Here is a 15,045-nt window from a genome sequence, read left to right on the forward strand (position 1 = left end):
GAGAACGTCGTCGGATCGACCGGCGCGATCCTGGGTGTGGTTCGCGGCCGCATCGACCTGTGGCGAGTATCGCACAGCCCGCGTGGGCCGGCGGCATCGCCGCGCCTGGAGGGCCGGCTATGCCAGCGGGTCGCCGAGGACTCCGGTGTCCTCGTCGAGCGGTCCCTGCCCGAGCCGGGTCAGCAGCGGATGAGCCGGTACGGCGAGCCCGCTGACCTGCGCGATCCCGCTCAGCACGTCGTCAGGCCGCACCGCGGGCACGGTGTGCCGCAGCACGAGGTCGAGCTCCGCCGACTGGTCGACCGCCACCTCGAGGCTCAGGACGGCGGCACGGCAGTCGAAGGTCCGCAAGCCCTTCTTCGTCATCCGCTCGACGGGGACCGCGTCGGTCTCGAGAAACGCCGCGACCGCCTCCGCCACCCCCGCCGGGTCGGGCAGCACGACCCGCCACCGGCTCGCGACGAGCAGGTCGGCGAGCGAGCCGCCGGGTGACTCGGCGACGGTGACCACGTCCAGCCCGTCGGGCAGCGCGGCGTCCAGGTCGCGCCGGACCTGCTCGGGGTCGCGCTGCTCGGCGAGCCCGAGCTCGAGGTACTCCGCCTCGCTGGCGGCGCCCGTGGGCGACGCGCCGGCGTAGGAGATCCGCGGGTGCGGGTGGAAGCCGGAGGAGTAGGCCATCGGGACGCCCGCGCGGAAGACGGCCCGCTCGACCGCCCGGCTGACGTCGCGGTGGCTGCTGAACCGCATCCGGCCGCGCTTGGTGTAGCGCACCCGCAGCCGCTGGACGGGAGGTGCCTGCTGCTCGGGCTGGTTGCGGCTCACGGAGCGTGATCGTAGGTCAGGTCAGAGTGGCGCCCCGCATCTGCGGGGAGGCGTAGACGTTGACGATCCGGGTGCCGTCCAGCCACGCGGTCAGCGCCTCGGCCCGGGCGTCGAGGGCGGCCCGCGCACCCCTCGGCAGCCGTCCGCGCGGGATCACCCGGACCACGGCATCGTCGTCCTGGACCCAGCAGCCGACGATCCGGCCGTCCCACCAGGCCGTGTTGCCGGCGTTGCCGTTGACGTCGAACAGGTAGGGCCGGTCCGCGGGATCGAGGTAGAAGGTCCGGTCCTTCCAGCCCATCACGGTGGGGTCGAGGGTCGGGAGCAGCGCGGCGCACGGCTGCCCGGGCTCGACCGGCTCGGTGTCGTCGGGCAGCACCCAGCCGGGGTCCCGACCGTCGAGCGAGACCTGCACCGCTCCGAGGTCGCCGAGCGCCCGCCGGACCACGGTCTTCGTCGCGCCGAGCCACCAGACGATGTCGCCCTCGGTGCCGGGGCCGAACGTGCGCAGCCAGCGGCGGACCAGCTCGGCGTACGCCTTGTCCTGCGGCCAGGGCTCCGGCCGCTCGTCGAGCCAGTGGTCCGCGCGGACCCAGGTGGGCCGGTTGAGCCGCCAGTGGCCGGCGTTGGGCCCCCGCAGCACCCGGCCGTCCGCACCGAGCAGGGTCATCACCCGAGGTGCGATCGGGAACTCGCCGCCCCACTTCTTCTCCGGCGTGCCGATGGTGACCCGGCCCTCGAGCTCGGGCACGGAGGCCCGCAGCTCTGCCGTGGTGCGCGGGGTCCCGTCGCCGAGGACGTCGAGCACGGCCGTGCAGGCCGCCTCGATCCACGCAGCCGGGTCCTCGGCGATCCCGGCCGCGGCGACGTTCTTGGCGAGCAGGGCGCGCTGCTGCTCGGCGACGCGCGCGGCGGCGCTCCCCCACGCCGCCGGCAGCAGGTCGCGCGGGAAGACGAAGAGCGTGCGCCGCATGGCGAGCTGCTTGACCAGGGTGCGGGCGTCGTAGAGCGCCTCGTCGACGTCGGCCACGGTCACGCCGCCGACCCGTGCCCACAACGCGAGGTGGACGGAGGCCGCCTCGGTCGCGTGCAGCACCGTCATCGCCCGCGTCGCCTCGTCGACCGATGACAGCGGCTCGGCGAGACCGTGCCGCCGGGCGAGCCGCGCGCGCCGCTCGTCGTCGCTGATGTGCCGCACCGTCCCAGGGTCGCACCACGCGCCGACAGCCTGACAAAGCCGCACCCCAGGACGCCGCGACCACTACGCTGCGGCGCGTGAGCAACCCCTACGGCGGCAATCCCTACGGCAACCCCGGCGACCAGAACCCCTACGGCGGGCCTCCCGGGCCTCCCTACGGCGGTGGTGCGCCCCAGCCGGCGTACGGCGCCCCGCAGCCGGCGAAGACCGACGGCGTCTCGATCGCCGCCCTCGTCTCGAGCCTGGTGTGCTGCGCGCCCGTCGCCGTCGTGCTCGGCTTCATGGGGCTGTCCCGGACCAAGAACGGTCAGCGCAAGGGACGCGGTCTGGCCATCACCGGCCTGGTCCTCGGGATCCTCGGCGTCATCGTGTGGGTGCTCGCCGCGATCGGCGTCGCCGGAGGCTTGTCCTTCCTGAGCAGCATCGTCGAGCCCGGCGAGGCGAAGGTCGGCCAGTGCGTGAACCTCGACAACGACAACGACACCAACTCGGTGCTCATGCGCGAGGCCGACTGCACCAGCGAGCACGACGCCGAGATCGTCGGCGTCGCCGAGGTGAACAGCGACAACATCGACCAGATCAAGGACCAGATGACCGGGTTCTGCCCCCAGGTCATCGACCCCGACGACCTGGCGAAGCTCGCCGACTTCACCGACGACCTCAACGCGGTCATCGAGGACCCGAACGACGTGAACGTCGGCGACCACCTGGTCTGCTACATCGAGTCGAAGCGCTCGGCGCCGATCCTCTAGCAGGAGGCAGCAGGATGTCCGGCCCGTACGGCGGGAGCGAGGGCTTCACGCCGTACGAGCCGGGCACCGACCCCCAGGCCGACGACGAGGCCGCCCCGGTGCCGTCGGCCGCGCCCGTCGTGGCGTCGACCCGGCGCGGGCGTGGCGCGATGGTGCTCGGCGGCGCGGGCATGGCCGTCGCCGCCGTGGCAGCGGTCGTCGGGCTGGCGATCCACGGCGCGGCGGACGACAGCACCGGGAGCGGTGGCAGCGGGTCCGACGACACGACGCTGTCCACGAACGACCTCGTCGCGGGGCAGTGCCTGATCGGCGCCGGGTTCGACCCGAACACCGACGACTCCGTCACGGGCATGCAACAGGTCGACTGCGCGACGGCGCACGACGCCGAGGTGCTGCAGATCAACGTCCTCGACGCGACCGAGGCGAGGGACTACGACATCGACGACGACAGCCAGGTCCAGGAGCACTGCCGCCAGTTCCTCGACGGGGACCAGAGGAAGCTGTTGCGCGACGACCGGTACTTCCTCCTCGGCCTCACCGAGACGGCCCACCCGGTCACCGGCGACCACGTCGCCTGCCTGCTGGTCCGCGCGGACGGCGGCCCGTTGCACGGCCGGCTCGGCTGATTCTCGGGTAGCGTCCAGCGCATCGACGGCGACGCGGTCCAGGATGACGTGGCCCGATGATCGACCCGGGCCAGGACGACGAGACGGCCGGATACGGCCGGTTCGCGCGCTGGCGCGCCCAGGAGCCCGCGCCCGACCAGGCCATGTCGAGCTGGGCGCTCGGCCTCTCGCTCGCCGGGTGCCTGTGCGGTGCTCCCGCGCTGGTCGCGATCGCGCTCGCCGTCGTCGCTCTCGATCGCAGCGACGGACGCGGGCCCGGCCGCTTGAAGGCGGTCGCGGCGCTGGTGATCTCGGCGGCGCAGCTGCTCGCCCTCGGGTACGTCGTCCCGCGCGCCCTCGACTGGTGGCAGCCGGAGCCGGCGCCGCCCGGCACACCCGCCCCGGACCTCGGGTCGTTCCGGGCCGAGGACCTGCACACCGGCGACTGCTTCGACGACGAGCGGCTCCCCTCGACCAGCCGGCACGCGCTCCCGCCGCTGTCCGGGGACGCCACCGTGCGGGTGCTGCCGTGCGACGCTCCCCACCAGGGCGAGGTCGTCGACGTCGTGCCCGTCGGCGCGGCCTCCGCGGACGCGGTCCGGTCGACCGCCGCCCACCGGTGCCGCCCCGCGCTGGCGGCGTACGTCGCTCACCGCGCGGAGCTTCCGACCGTGCGCCTCGGGTCGTACGAGCCGCCCCGCGGAGCCTCGGAGGCGGGCGACAGCACCGTGCTGTGCTTCGCCGTCGACCGCGACGGCGGGATGCTCACGGAGAGCCTCGCGAACCCGACCCAGATCCCCTGAGGGGCGGTCAGACGACGCTGAGCGGCAGCAGCTGCCGGCCGGTGGGACCGATCTGGATCTCGGTGCCCATCTCCGGGCAGACGCCGCAGTCGTAGCACGGGGTCCAGCGGCAGTCCTCGACCTCCACCTCGGAGCCGTCGGCCGCGGCGAGCGCGTCCTCCCAGTCCGACCACAGCCAGTCCTTGTCGAGGCCGGAGTCGAGGTGGTCCCAGGGCAGGATCTCGTCGTAGTCGCGCTCGCGGGTCGTGTACCAGTCGAGGTCGACGCCGGTGCCCTCGAGCGCCCGCGCGGCCGCAGCGGCCCAGCGCTCGAACGAGAAGTGCTCGCTCCAGCCGTCGAAGCGGCCGCCGTCGCGCCAGACCTCCTCGATGATCCGCCCCACGCGCCGGTCGCCCCGCGACAGCAGTCCCTCGATGATGCCGGGCTGCCCGTCGTGGTAGCGGAAGCCGATCGCCCGGCCGAACCGCTTGTCCGCGCGCACGGTCTCCCGCAGCTTGCGCAGGCGCTCGTCGGTGGTCTCGACGTCGAGCTGGCTGGCCCACTGGAACGGCGTGTGCGGCTTCGGCACGAACCCGCCGATCGAGACGGTGCACCGGATGTCGTTGCGCCCGGAGACCTCGCGGCCCTTGGCGATGACCTTCTTGGCGAGCTCCGCGATCTGGAGGACGTCGTCGTCGGTCTCGGTCGGGAGGCCGCACATGAAGTAGAGCTTCACCTGCCGCCAGCCGTTGGAGTACGCCGTCGCGACGGTGCGGATCAGGTCCTCCTCGGTGACCATCTTGTTGATCACCCGGCGCATCCGCTCGCTGCCGCCCTCGGGCGCGAACGTGAGGCCGGAGCGACGGCCGTTGCGCGAGAACTCGTTGGCGAGCGTGATGTTGAAGGCGTCGACCCGGGTGGACGGCAGCGAGAGCGACACGTTCGAGCCCTCGTAGCGGTCGGCCAGGCCCTTGGCGACCTCGCCGATCTCGGTGTGGTCCGCCGAGCTCAGCGACAGCAGGCCGACCTCCTCGAAGCCGGTCTTCTTGACGCCGTTGTCGACCATCTTCCCGATCGTCTCGATCGACCGCTCGCGCACCGGCCGCGTGATCATGCCGGCCTGGCAGAACCGGCAGCCGCGCGTGCAGCCGCGGAAGATCTCGACGCTGAACCGCTCGTGCACGGTCTCCGCGAGCGGGACCAGCGGGTTGGCCGGGTAGGGCCAGGAGTCGAGGTCCATCAGCGTGTGCTTGCGCACCCGGTCGGGCGCGTCGGGGTGGTTGGGCACCACGGCGGCCAGGTGGCCGCGGTCGTCGTACGACACGTCGTAGAAGCGGGGCACGTAGACGCCGCCGGAGGCGGCCAGGCGGCGGAGCAGCTCCACCCTGCCGCCGGGGCTGCCCTCGCCCTTCCACTCGCGGACGACCTCGGAGATCGCGAGCACGATCTCCTCGCCGTCACCGAGGACGGCCGCGTCGACGAAGTCCGCGATCGGCTCGGGGTTGAAGGCCGCGTGCCCGCCGGCGATGACGACCGGGTGCTCGTCGGTGCGGTCGGCGCTGCGGATCGGGATCCCGGCGAGGTCGAGCGCGTTGAGCATGTTCGTGTAGCCCAGCTCGGTCGAGAAGCTGATCCCGAACAGGTCGAAAGCCCCGACCGGGCGGTGGCTGTCGACGGTGAACTGCGGGATGCCCTGCTCGCGCAGGACCTGCTCCATGTCCGGCCACACCGAGTAGGTGCGCTCGGCCAGGATCCACGGGCGCTCGTTGAGCACCTCGTAGAGGATCTGGACGCCCTGGTTGGGCAGGCCGACCTCGTAGGCGTCCGGGTACATCAGCGCCCAGCGGACATCCACGGAGTCCCAGTCCTTGCCCACCGAGTTGAGCTCGCCGCCGACGTACTGGATCGGCTTGGACACCGAGAGCAGGTGCGGCTCCAGGCGGTCGAAGAGGGACGCGACGGACATGGGTTCCAGCGTACGGCGACCCGCCGGGCGCGCCGAAACCCGCGACCGTTCGCCGAGTCGGCTCAAGCTTGAGCCGACTCGGCGATCAGCCCGCAGGCTGCCAGCCGGGGTCGCGGCCGAACCGGGCGATGAGGTCGTCCTGGGGGTCGGTCGTGCCGGCCGCGGCGGGACCGATCGCGCCGGCGGACCGGTACAGCTCCTCGCGGTCGGCGAACCAGGAGGCGACCGCGGCGACCAGGTCGGGATCGAACCGGCGGTCTCCACCGGTGGCTGCGGCGAGGTCCCATGCGTGGACCAGGTGGTCGGCGGCGAGCTGGGCGAGGTACTCCTCCACCGGGGTCTCGCCGAAGGACAGGTGGACGGTGCCGTCCGCGGCGACCCGGTCCGCCGCGGCCACCGCGTCGTCGGCCGCGGCCCGCGCCGCGGCAGCAGGGTCCTCACCGAGGAGATCACCGTCGAACCGGTCGCCGACCTCCTCGATGGTCGCGCCGTCGAAGAGCGGCGGGGCCCAGAGGTTCTCGCCGGTGACGTGGTTGACCAGCTCGCGCACGGTCCAGTCCTCGCACGGCGTGGGGCCCGACCACGCGTCGCGTGGCACTGCGGCCACGCGCTCGTTCCACGCCTCCACGGTACGGCGGTAGAGCTCGGCCCGGTCGATCGGCTCCATGCCTGCCATGGTGCTCCTCCCGGCCGGAGCGCGCATGACCCGAACGGGTCAGGTGGGCTCGGCGGGGCCGGCCGGGCCGGACGAGGTCGCGCCGGCGGCAGCCCGCGCCGCCATCGCCGAGGTCGACCGCAGCTCCACCTCGGGCATCAGCAGGAGCACGAGGAACGCGAGCAGGCCGAGCCCCGCCGCCGACCAGAACACCGGCGTCATCGACTCGGCGAAGCCCTGCTTGATCGGGTGGGCGACCGGCTCGCTCATCTCGTTGATCACCGAGGAGTCCTCGGTGAGCCCGGAGAGCAGCGCGGAGTCGCCGGCCAGCACGCGCTGGTCGGTGGCGTTCGGGGTGAAGTCCCCGGCCTTCGCGGCCGCGGCGACGCTCGGCAGCTCCGCCTTCATCTCGTCCTGGATGTTGCCGCCGACGAGGCCGAACAGCAGCGAGAGGAAGACAGCGACGCCCATCGTGCCGCCGATCTGCCGGAAGAACGTCGCGCTCGAGGTGGCCACGCCGATCGCGGTCGGCGGCACCGCGGACTGGACGGTCAGGATCAGCGGCTGCATGCAGTTGCCGACGCCGTACCCGACGCTCGCCATGAAGATCATGACCAGCCACAGCCGGGTGTCCGCGTCGATCTGCGCCAGCAGGAGCATGCCGAGGCCCATGGTCAGCGACCCGAAGATCGGGAACAGGCGGGTGCGCCCGGTGCGGGAGATGATCCGGCCCGCCGTGATCGAGGCGGTCATCATGCCGGCGACCATCGGCAGCATCATGAACCCGGCCTGGGTCGGGCTCGCGCCGTGCACGATCTGCATGTAGAGCGGCAGCAGCATCATGCCGCCGAACAGCGCCGCGCCGACGATGACGCTCGCGACGATCGTGACCGCTGCGGGCCGGATCGTGAACAGCTCGAGCGGGATCAGCGCGTCGTCCTTCATCCGGCGCTCGATCACGACGAACGCGACGAGACCGACGGCAGCGACCACGAAGCACGCGACCGCGCCGGCAGACCCCCAGCCCCAGCTGCGGCCCTGCTCGAGCACGGTGAGGAGCGGCACCAGGCAAACCACCAGGGCGACCGCCCCCATCCAGTCGACGCGAGCCTCGCGGCGCTGGTGGTGGACGTGCAGGGTGCGGAAGACGACCGCGATGGCGAAGATGCCGATCGGCAGGTTGACGAGGAACACCCAGCGCCAGCCGGTGATGCCGAGGATCGAGTCCGCACCCGCGAGGAACCCGCCGATGACCGGTCCGAGCACGCTGGAGGTGCCGAAGGTGGCCATGAAGTAGCCGGTGTACTTCGCGCGCTCGCGCGGGGAGACGATGTCGCCGATGATCGCGAGCACCAGCGTCATCAGGCCTCCGGCACCCAGGCCCTGGAACGCCCGGAACGCCGCCAGCTCGTACATCGACGTCGAGAACGAGCACAGCACCGAGCCGATCGTGAACACGACGATCGCGAACATGAAGAGCTTCTTGCGGCCCCACAGGTCGCCGAGCTTGCCGTAGATCGGGGTCGTGATCGTCGAGGTGATCAGGTACGCCGTCGTGGCCCACGCCTGGGCGTCGAGCCCGTGCAGGTCGTCGGCGATGGTGCGGATCGCGGTGCTGACGATGGTCTGGTCGAGCGCCGCCAGGAACATCCCGAGCAGCAGGCCCGACAGGATGGTCAGGACCTGCCGGTGGGAGTACTCACCCGACTCGGCGTTCCCGTGCGGGACGGGCGCAGCGGAAGTTGACATCAGTCAACGATCGTACCGGGCCCCCGCTGCCGGTCGATCTCCGCGACCAGCTCGGCGCGCAGCTCGTCGTGCCGCGGACCGAGCTCGTGCTGGGCCGGGTCGACCCGCCCGGTCCAGTGGTGCAGGGCGGCGGGCCAGCCGACGATGTCGGCCGGCTCCCAGTCGTAACGGGGCGTGACGTGGGCGTGCAGGAAGGCGTCGGTGTTGCCCTGGATCTCGAGGTTGATCCGCCGGAACCCCGGGTCCCGACGGGCGCAGACCGCAGCGACGGCCCGGCCCAGGACGGCCATGTCCTCGAGGAACACCAGCTGCCGGTCCGGCGGGAGGTCGGTGAGCTGGTCGGTGCCGGGCGTGTCGGTGATCAGGACGCAGTAGCCCGGCAGGTGCTGAACGTCGCCGATGACGGCGAAGCCGGCACGCAGGCGACGCAGCACCGTCGGGTTCTCGCCGCGCAGCGCACTGCCGACGCGGTCGGCGCGGAAGTCCGCGCTCACCCGCGGACGAGGACCCGCTTGGCGGGCGTGAGGCGTGCTGCGGGCGCGGAGAGCGTGCGGAGGTGGATGTTCTCGAGGAGGCCGACGGCGAGCATGCCGGCGAACATCGACGAGCCGCCGTAGGAGACGAACGGCAGCGGCACGCCGGTCACCGGCATGATCCCGAGGCACATCCCGATGTTCTGGAACGCCTGGAACCCGAACCAGCAGGCGATGCCCGCCGCCGCGATCCGGCCGAAGACGTCGTCGGCGCGGGAGGCGATCCGCAGCGCACGCCACAGGACGACCCCGAGCAGCGCCACGATCAGCGCAGCGCCGACCAGCCCCAGCTCCTCGCCGGCGACCGTGAACACGAAGTCGGTGTGCTGCTCCGGCACGAACCCGGAGCGGGTCTGGGAGCCGTGGAAGAGCCCCTGCCCGAAGAGGCCGCCGTTGCCGACGGCGATGCGTGCCTGCTCGACGTTGTAGCCGGCGCCGCGCGGGTCGAGGTCGGGGTTGGTGAAGGCGAGGAACCGGTCGATCTGGTACTGCTTCAGGAACCCGCTCAGGACGGCACCTGCGGCGACCAGCACGCCGCCGCCGGCGAGCGCGCCCAGCCAGCGCCGGTCCGCGCCGGAGGCGGCGATCACGCCGAACACCGTGGCGGTGAGCACGAGCATGGTTCCGAGGTCGGGCTGGGCGAGGATCAGCAGCGCGGGCACCGCGGCCACGCAGAGCATCAGCACGACGTCCTTGGTGCTGCCCGGGTCGCGCCGTCCCTCGGTGCGCTCGGCCACGACCAGGGCCATGCCGACGACCACGGCGAGCTTCGCCAGCTCCGACGGCTGCAGCGAGAGGCCGCCGATCATCAGCCACGAGCGGGACCCGTTGACGGTCGTGCCCATCACCAGCACCAGCACCAGGCCGACCACGGCCAGGAGGTAGCCGACCGGGGCGAGGATCCGCACCCAGCGGTGGTCGGTGCCGGTCACGACGGCGAGCAGGCCGCACCCGATGACCAGGTTGACGCCCTGCTTGAGCAGGAAGGCCCGCGGGTCGCCGCCGGTGAGGTCGTCGCGCTCGACGGTGGCCGACCAGACCAGGACGCAGCCGATCACGCCGAGCAGCAGGACCGACCCGAGCAGCAGCCAGTCGAGCTGGGCGAGCCGCGCGGCCCAGGGCGAACCGTCGGTACGGCGCGACTGCGCCGCCCGTTGCGTCTGGGTGGAGCTCGCGACCATCTAGTCCTCCTCCTCGCGGACCGGGGGGAGCACCGAGCCGTCCTTGCCGAACACCGGCAGCCCGTCCGGCGGCGTGACGCCCGGGATCACCGAGCGGTCGGGGTTCACCGACTCGCCGTTGATGCCGTAGAGCGACTCCCAGATCTTCCGGACGCCCGGCCCGGAGGTGCACGAGCCGCAGCCGCCCTGGCTGACCATCATCACGACGACGTAGTCCTTGGTGTACGACGCGACCCAGGACGTCGCCTGCTTGCCGTAGACCTCCGCGGACCCGGTCTTCGCGTGCACCTGCACCTGGTCGAGCGGGAAGCCGCCCATCTTCCAGGCCATCGTGCCCTCGCGGCTCACGCCGAGCGTCGCGCCGTCGATGTAGGCCTTGACCGCCGCCGGCAGCGTCACGTGCGCCTGCACCTTCGGGTGGATCCGCCGGATCACCTTCCCGTCGGGAGACACGATCGCCTTGCCGACGCGCGGCTCGTAGAGGGTGCCGCCGTTGGCCAGGGCGGCGTACCCGCGGGCGAGCTGCAGCGGGGTGACGACCGTGTCCCCCTGACCGATCGCGAAGTTCGCGGCGTCGTACTCGCGGTACATGTAGCCCTCGGTGCAGAACTCGCCGGCGAACTTGTAGACGAAGTCGCTGGTCTTGCCGTCCTGCGGGTGGTGCGCGATCCCGCAGTAGTAGTCCTTCATCGACTTCCAGTAGGCGAGCTTCCACTTCCGGTCGGCGATCCTGCCGGACGACTCCCCCGGCAGGTCGACGCCGGTGGGCTTGCCGAACCCGAACTGCTCGGCCTCCTCGACCAGCGGGTCCTTGGCGTCGGTGTTCGTCGGGTCGGAGCCGTACTGGAGCCAGTAGTGCATGCCCACCTGGAAGAAGAAGGTGTTGCACGAGACCTCGATCGCCTTGGCGAACGTGATCGGGCCGAAGCTCTCGGACTCGAAGTTGTGGAAGAGCCGGTTGCCGATCTGGATCGCCGGCGGGCAGCTGAGCATGCTGTCCGGGCCGTAGCCGTTCTGGAACGCGCCTGCGGTCATGAACGGCTTCCACGTCGAGCCGGGCGCGAACTGGCCCTGGAACGCGCGGCTCAGCAGCGGTGTGCCGGCCTTGGCGGAGTAGAGCCGGTTCAGCTGCTGCTGGGTGATCCCGCCCGACCAGACCGAGGGGTCGTAGGTCGGCTCGCTGGCCATCGCCACGACCCGGCCGGTGTCGGCGTCGAGCACCACCGCGGCGCCGGCGTCGGCGGCGAAGTTCCGGTGCGTGACCGGGTCGTAGGTCGCCCGCGCGGTCGTGATCATCTGGTGGAGCTGCTTCTCCACGACCGACTGCACCTTCGCGTCGATCGAGGTCACCAGCGTGTCGCCGGGCTGGGCCGCGACGTCGCTCACGTCCCCGAGCACCCGTCCGCCGGAGTCGACGGCGACCCGCTTGTAGCCGGGCTGCCCGCGCAGGAAGGCGTCGTACTCCTTCTCGACGCCGGCACGGCCGACGACCGACGCGCCGTTGATGGTCGTGTCGCCGTCCGCCTCGGCCGCGTCGAGCTCGTCCTTGGTCACCGGGCTCAGGTAGCCGAGCAGGTGCGCGGCGTTGATGCCGAACGGCCGCGGGTAGTCGCGGACCGTCTGCTCCTCGGCGATGACGCCCGGGAAGTCCTCGCCCTGCTCCTTGATCCGCAGGGCGGCGTCCTGCGCGACGTCGGTCGCGACCGGCACCGGCTGGTAGGGCGAGCCGTTCCAGCACCTCCCCGCGACGGCGCCGTCGCTGCCGCACAGCACCAGCTTCCGCGCGATCGCGCGTGGCTTCTCGCCGATCACCCGGCCGGTACGGCGCAGCAGCGCGCGGCGGTCGCTCTCGTCCATCCGGCCGAGCAGCGTGGTGTCGATCGACACCACCCAGGTGAGCCGGTTGCTGACCAGCGGGCGCCCCTCGTCGTCGACGATCAGCCCGCGCTGCGGCTGCACCACGATCTCGCGGACGGACTGCGCGGCCGCCTGGCCCTGGTACTCCGCGCCGGACATCACCTGCAGGTAGTAGAGGCGGGCGCCGAGGGTGCCGAGCAACGAGAACACGAGCGCCTGGATGACGACCAGCCGCAGCCGGCCACGGCGGTCGCGCGGGCGCTCCGAGGAGGGGCTCATGCCGTCGGTGTCCTCCACGGTGCGCGCGGGGTGAGCCGCAGGCCGGGCTGCGGCGCGGCGAGGCGGGCGAAGAGCCACGTGGTCAGCGGTACGACGACCAGGGCGGCGGCGACGTCCCACGGCAGTGCGATGCCGACCACGCGGAGCAGGTCGGTGAGCCCGCCGGCGTGGTCGCCGAGGAGCACGCCGGAGAGCGCGAAGACGGAGTTGCCGACGAACGACCCGCCGGCCGCGGCGGCCAGCACCAGGGTCCACGGCGGCCGCCCGTGCGCCGCCCTCTCCAGCTCCAGCGGGCCCGGCGCGACGGGCTGGTGGTCGTGCGCGAGCCGGCTGACGACGTAGCCGACGACGAGCAGCGCGAGCGCCCACCGGCCGGCGAGGTGGTCCGCCGGCGGCGCGAGGTCCAGGAGCAGGCCGGCGAAGAAGCCGGTCAGCGTCGCGAAGCGCGGGTCGGTCACGAGCGCGGTGGCGACGACGACGAGCAGCACCGGCCCCGGCCCGACGCCGTGCCAGGTGAGCAGCGGCGCGATCTCCGGGAGGACGGTCACCTGCGCCAGCAGCGCGACCACGACGGCGACGATGACGGCGACCAGGCGCGAGGTGCTCCTCATCCGCAGCTCCCGTCGGCCTCGATGGTCGCGTGCTTGCTGCCGGACGGCACCACCACGCCGACCAGGTCGAGCGAGGTGAAGTCGACGTACGGCTTCAGGACGGCGCGGTAGGAGGTGTCGCGCAGCGACTCGTAGACGTGGGTGATCTCGCCGATCGGGACGCCGGCGACGTACGGCGCACCGCCCTCGCTCCCCCAGGTCACGACGGACTCGCCCGTCTGCGGCACCACGCTGCGGTCCGCGAGCTGGAGCTCGAGCCGTCCGTCGTCGCCGGTGTCGCCGCGGCCCCGCACGAAGCCGAGCTCCATGTTCTGGCCGATCCGGCCGCCGACGGTCGAGTCGCTGTCGACGGCGAGCAGCACGGTGGCGGTGTGACTGGTCACCGAGGTGATCCGGCCGACCAGGCCGTCCGCGTCGAGCACGGTCATGTCCGGGTGCAGCCCGCTGTCGGAGCCGGCGTCGATGGTGACGGTGTCGGAGAAGGACTGCGCCGACCCGAACGCGACCACCCGGGCAGGCGTGAGCGCGTAGCCGAGCCCGCCGGCGACGGCGCAGAGGTCACGCGCGGACTCCCGGCGGTGGGCGGTGTAGCCGGCGGTGTGCGCCTCGCTGCGCAGCCGGGCGTTCTCGGCCTCGAGGTCGTCGATGCGGTCGCGCAGCTGGCCGTTCGTGTGCAGCAGGCCGGGTACGGCGGCGAACGGGCCGATCACCGTGGACGCGAACGCCTCGGCGGGACCGAACACCTCGCCGACGGACCGCCGCGCCGCGGCGACCGGGGACGAGTCGCCACCGGCCTTGTCGACCACCATCAGGGTCAGGCAGGCGAGCACCAGCGCCACCACGAGCGACCGGGACGGCAGGCTCTGCCGGTTCTCGCGCTCGAGCGGGCGGCCGACCCGGCGCACGGGGCGGCGCTGCGCGTCGGGTGCGTCCGGGGCGGGCCGGGACGGGGTGTCGAGGGACATCAGAAGCGCCTCGGGTTCGTCACGAGGACCTGCTGGAGCGCCTCGAACTCCTCGACGCAGCGGCCGGCACCCATGGCCACCGAGACGAGCGGGTCGTCGGCGACGTGGACCGGCATCCCGGTCTCGTCGCGGATCCGCTCGTCGAGCCCCCGGAGCAGCGCGCCCCCGCCGGTGAGCACGATGCCGCGGTCCATGATGTCGCCGGCGAGCTCGGGCGGGGTCTGGTCGAGGGTCACGCGGACCGCGTCGACGATCGCGTGCAGCGGCTCCTCCAGCGCCTTGCGGATGTCGGAGCTGGTGACGGTGACCGTGCGCGGCAGCCCGGACACCAGGTCGCGTCCGCGGACCTCGCCCTCCGGCTCGCCGGCCGTCGGGAACGCAGAGCCGAGGGTCATCTTGACCTGCTCGGCGGTGCGCTCGCCGACCATCAGGCCGTGCTCCTTCTTCAGCCACGCGATGATCGAGTGGTCGAGGTCGTCGCCGGCGGTGCGGATGCTGAGGCTGGTGACGATGCCGCCGAGGGAGATGACCGCGACCTCGGTGGTGCCGCCGCCGACGTCGACGACCATGTTGCCGGTCGGCTCGTGCACGGGCAGCCCGGCGCCGATCGCGGCGGCCATGGGCTCCTCGACGACGTACACGCGCCGGGCCCCGGCCTGGTAGCCGGCCTCCTTCACGGCGCGCTGCTCGACGGGGGTGATCGCGCTCGGGACGCAGATCACCATCCGCGGCTTGGCGTAGTAGCGGCGCCGGTGGACGCGGGCGATGAAGTGCCGCAGCATCGCCTCGGTCGCCTCGAAGTCGGCGATCACGCCGTCCTGGAGCGGCCGGAGGGCGGTGATGTCGTCGGGCGTGCGGCCCATCATCTTCTTCGCCTCGTGGCCGACCGCGATCACCTCGCCGGTCTGGTCGTTGAGGGCGACGACGCTCGGCTCGTCGACGAGGACGCCGCGGCGGCGCACGTAGACGAGCGTGTTGGCCGTCCCCAGGTCGACGGCGAGGTCCCGCCCGATGAGGGAGTTCGCACCCACGCATGCCTCCGGCCCGTTCGCGCGACTTCGGGGAAGCCGGCCTCCCCGTCACCGGGAAC

General features: G+C 72.5%; 14 protein-coding genes. 3 read left to right on the top strand and 11 right to left on the bottom strand.

The genetic code is table 11. The annotated features are described in order from the left end of the window. Window positions 1-117 precede the first annotated feature (117 nt). Both ABD709_RS04085 and ABD709_RS04090 read right to left on the bottom strand, forming a co-directional pair. Window positions 118-822 carry a TIGR03936 family radical SAM-associated protein gene (locus tag ABD709_RS04085; RefSeq protein ID WP_344772556.1) on the bottom strand — a complete coding sequence of 235 codons (705 nt, stop codon included), beginning with the start codon at window positions 820-822 and terminating at the stop codon, window positions 118-120. 16 nt (window positions 823-838) lie between these two features. Then, the gene (locus ABD709_RS04090) at window positions 839-2,020 is read right to left on the bottom strand and encodes a winged helix DNA-binding domain-containing protein (RefSeq protein ID WP_344772558.1); all 1,182 of its coding nucleotides are present in this window, start codon (window positions 2,018-2,020) and stop codon (window positions 839-841) included. A 77-nt stretch (window positions 2,021-2,097) separates the two neighbouring features. On the opposite strand from ABD709_RS04090, the gene ABD709_RS04095 reads away from it, so the two are divergent. From ABD709_RS04095 to ABD709_RS04105, 3 genes are read left to right on the top strand one after another with little or no spacing between them, the layout of a single operon-like run. Continuing rightward, entirely contained in the window at window positions 2,098-2,772 is a 675-nt protein-coding gene (locus ABD709_RS04095; RefSeq protein WP_344772560.1) for a DUF4190 domain-containing protein, read from the top strand. A gap of 14 nt (window positions 2,773-2,786) precedes the next feature. Next, window positions 2,787-3,398 (top strand): hypothetical protein, encoded by a 612-nt coding sequence (locus tag ABD709_RS04100; RefSeq protein ID WP_344772562.1) that lies wholly within the window; start codon window positions 2,787-2,789, stop codon window positions 3,396-3,398. Between the two features lie 56 nt (window positions 3,399-3,454). Then, window positions 3,455-4,180 (top strand): hypothetical protein, encoded by a 726-nt coding sequence (locus tag ABD709_RS04105; protein WP_344772564.1) that lies wholly within the window; start codon window positions 3,455-3,457, stop codon window positions 4,178-4,180. Between the two features lie 7 nt (window positions 4,181-4,187). Here the strand turns inward: ABD709_RS04105 and ABD709_RS04110 are convergent, their stop codons facing one another. The 9 genes from ABD709_RS04110 to ABD709_RS04150 form a co-directional block, all read right to left on the bottom strand. Beyond that, entirely contained in the window at window positions 4,188-6,125 is a 1,938-nt protein-coding gene (locus tag ABD709_RS04110) for a TIGR03960 family B12-binding radical SAM protein (RefSeq protein WP_344772566.1), read from the bottom strand. 85 nt (window positions 6,126-6,210) lie between these two features. Beyond that, window positions 6,211-6,792: a TIGR03086 family metal-binding protein gene (locus ABD709_RS04115; RefSeq protein ID WP_344772568.1), complete on the bottom strand. Its 582-nt coding sequence runs from the start codon at window positions 6,790-6,792 to the stop codon at window positions 6,211-6,213. Window positions 6,793-6,840: 48 nt separating this feature from the next. After that, window positions 6,841-8,529, bottom strand: coding sequence for an MDR family MFS transporter (locus tag ABD709_RS04120; protein WP_344772570.1), 1,689 nt, complete (start codon window positions 8,527-8,529; stop codon window positions 6,841-6,843). Then, the gene (locus ABD709_RS04125) at window positions 8,529-9,023 is read right to left on the bottom strand and encodes an HIT family protein (protein WP_344772572.1); all 495 of its coding nucleotides are present in this window, start codon (window positions 9,021-9,023) and stop codon (window positions 8,529-8,531) included. The genes ABD709_RS04120 and ABD709_RS04125 overlap by 1 nt, the downstream gene beginning before the upstream one ends. Further along, window positions 9,020-10,243, bottom strand: coding sequence for a rod shape-determining protein RodA (gene rodA, locus ABD709_RS04130; RefSeq protein ID WP_344772574.1), 1,224 nt, complete (start codon window positions 10,241-10,243; stop codon window positions 9,020-9,022). Before rodA ends, ABD709_RS04125 begins: the two co-directional genes overlap by 4 nt. Then, window positions 10,244-12,379 carry a penicillin-binding protein 2 gene (gene mrdA, locus ABD709_RS04135; protein ID WP_344772576.1) on the bottom strand — a complete coding sequence of 712 codons (2,136 nt, stop codon included), beginning with the start codon at window positions 12,377-12,379 and terminating at the stop codon, window positions 10,244-10,246. It abuts the gene before it with no gap. After that, complete coding sequence (locus tag ABD709_RS04140) at window positions 12,376-12,990, bottom strand: rod shape-determining protein MreD (protein WP_344772578.1); 615 nt, start codon at window positions 12,988-12,990, stop codon at window positions 12,376-12,378. Before ABD709_RS04140 ends, mrdA begins: the two co-directional genes overlap by 4 nt. After that, window positions 12,987-13,955: a rod shape-determining protein MreC gene (mreC, locus tag ABD709_RS04145; RefSeq protein WP_344772580.1), complete on the bottom strand. Its 969-nt coding sequence runs from the start codon at window positions 13,953-13,955 to the stop codon at window positions 12,987-12,989. Before mreC ends, ABD709_RS04140 begins: the two co-directional genes overlap by 4 nt. Continuing rightward, window positions 13,955-14,986, bottom strand: a complete 1,032-nt coding sequence (locus ABD709_RS04150; RefSeq protein ID WP_344772582.1) for a rod shape-determining protein — start codon at window positions 14,984-14,986, stop codon at window positions 13,955-13,957. The genes mreC and ABD709_RS04150 overlap by 1 nt, the downstream gene beginning before the upstream one ends. Window positions 14,987-15,045 lie beyond the last annotated feature (59 nt).

This window comes from Nocardioides panacisoli (assembly GCF_039537325.1).
In the GTDB taxonomy this organism is placed as follows: domain Bacteria; phylum Actinomycetota; class Actinomycetes; order Propionibacteriales; family Nocardioidaceae; genus Nocardioides; species Nocardioides panacisoli.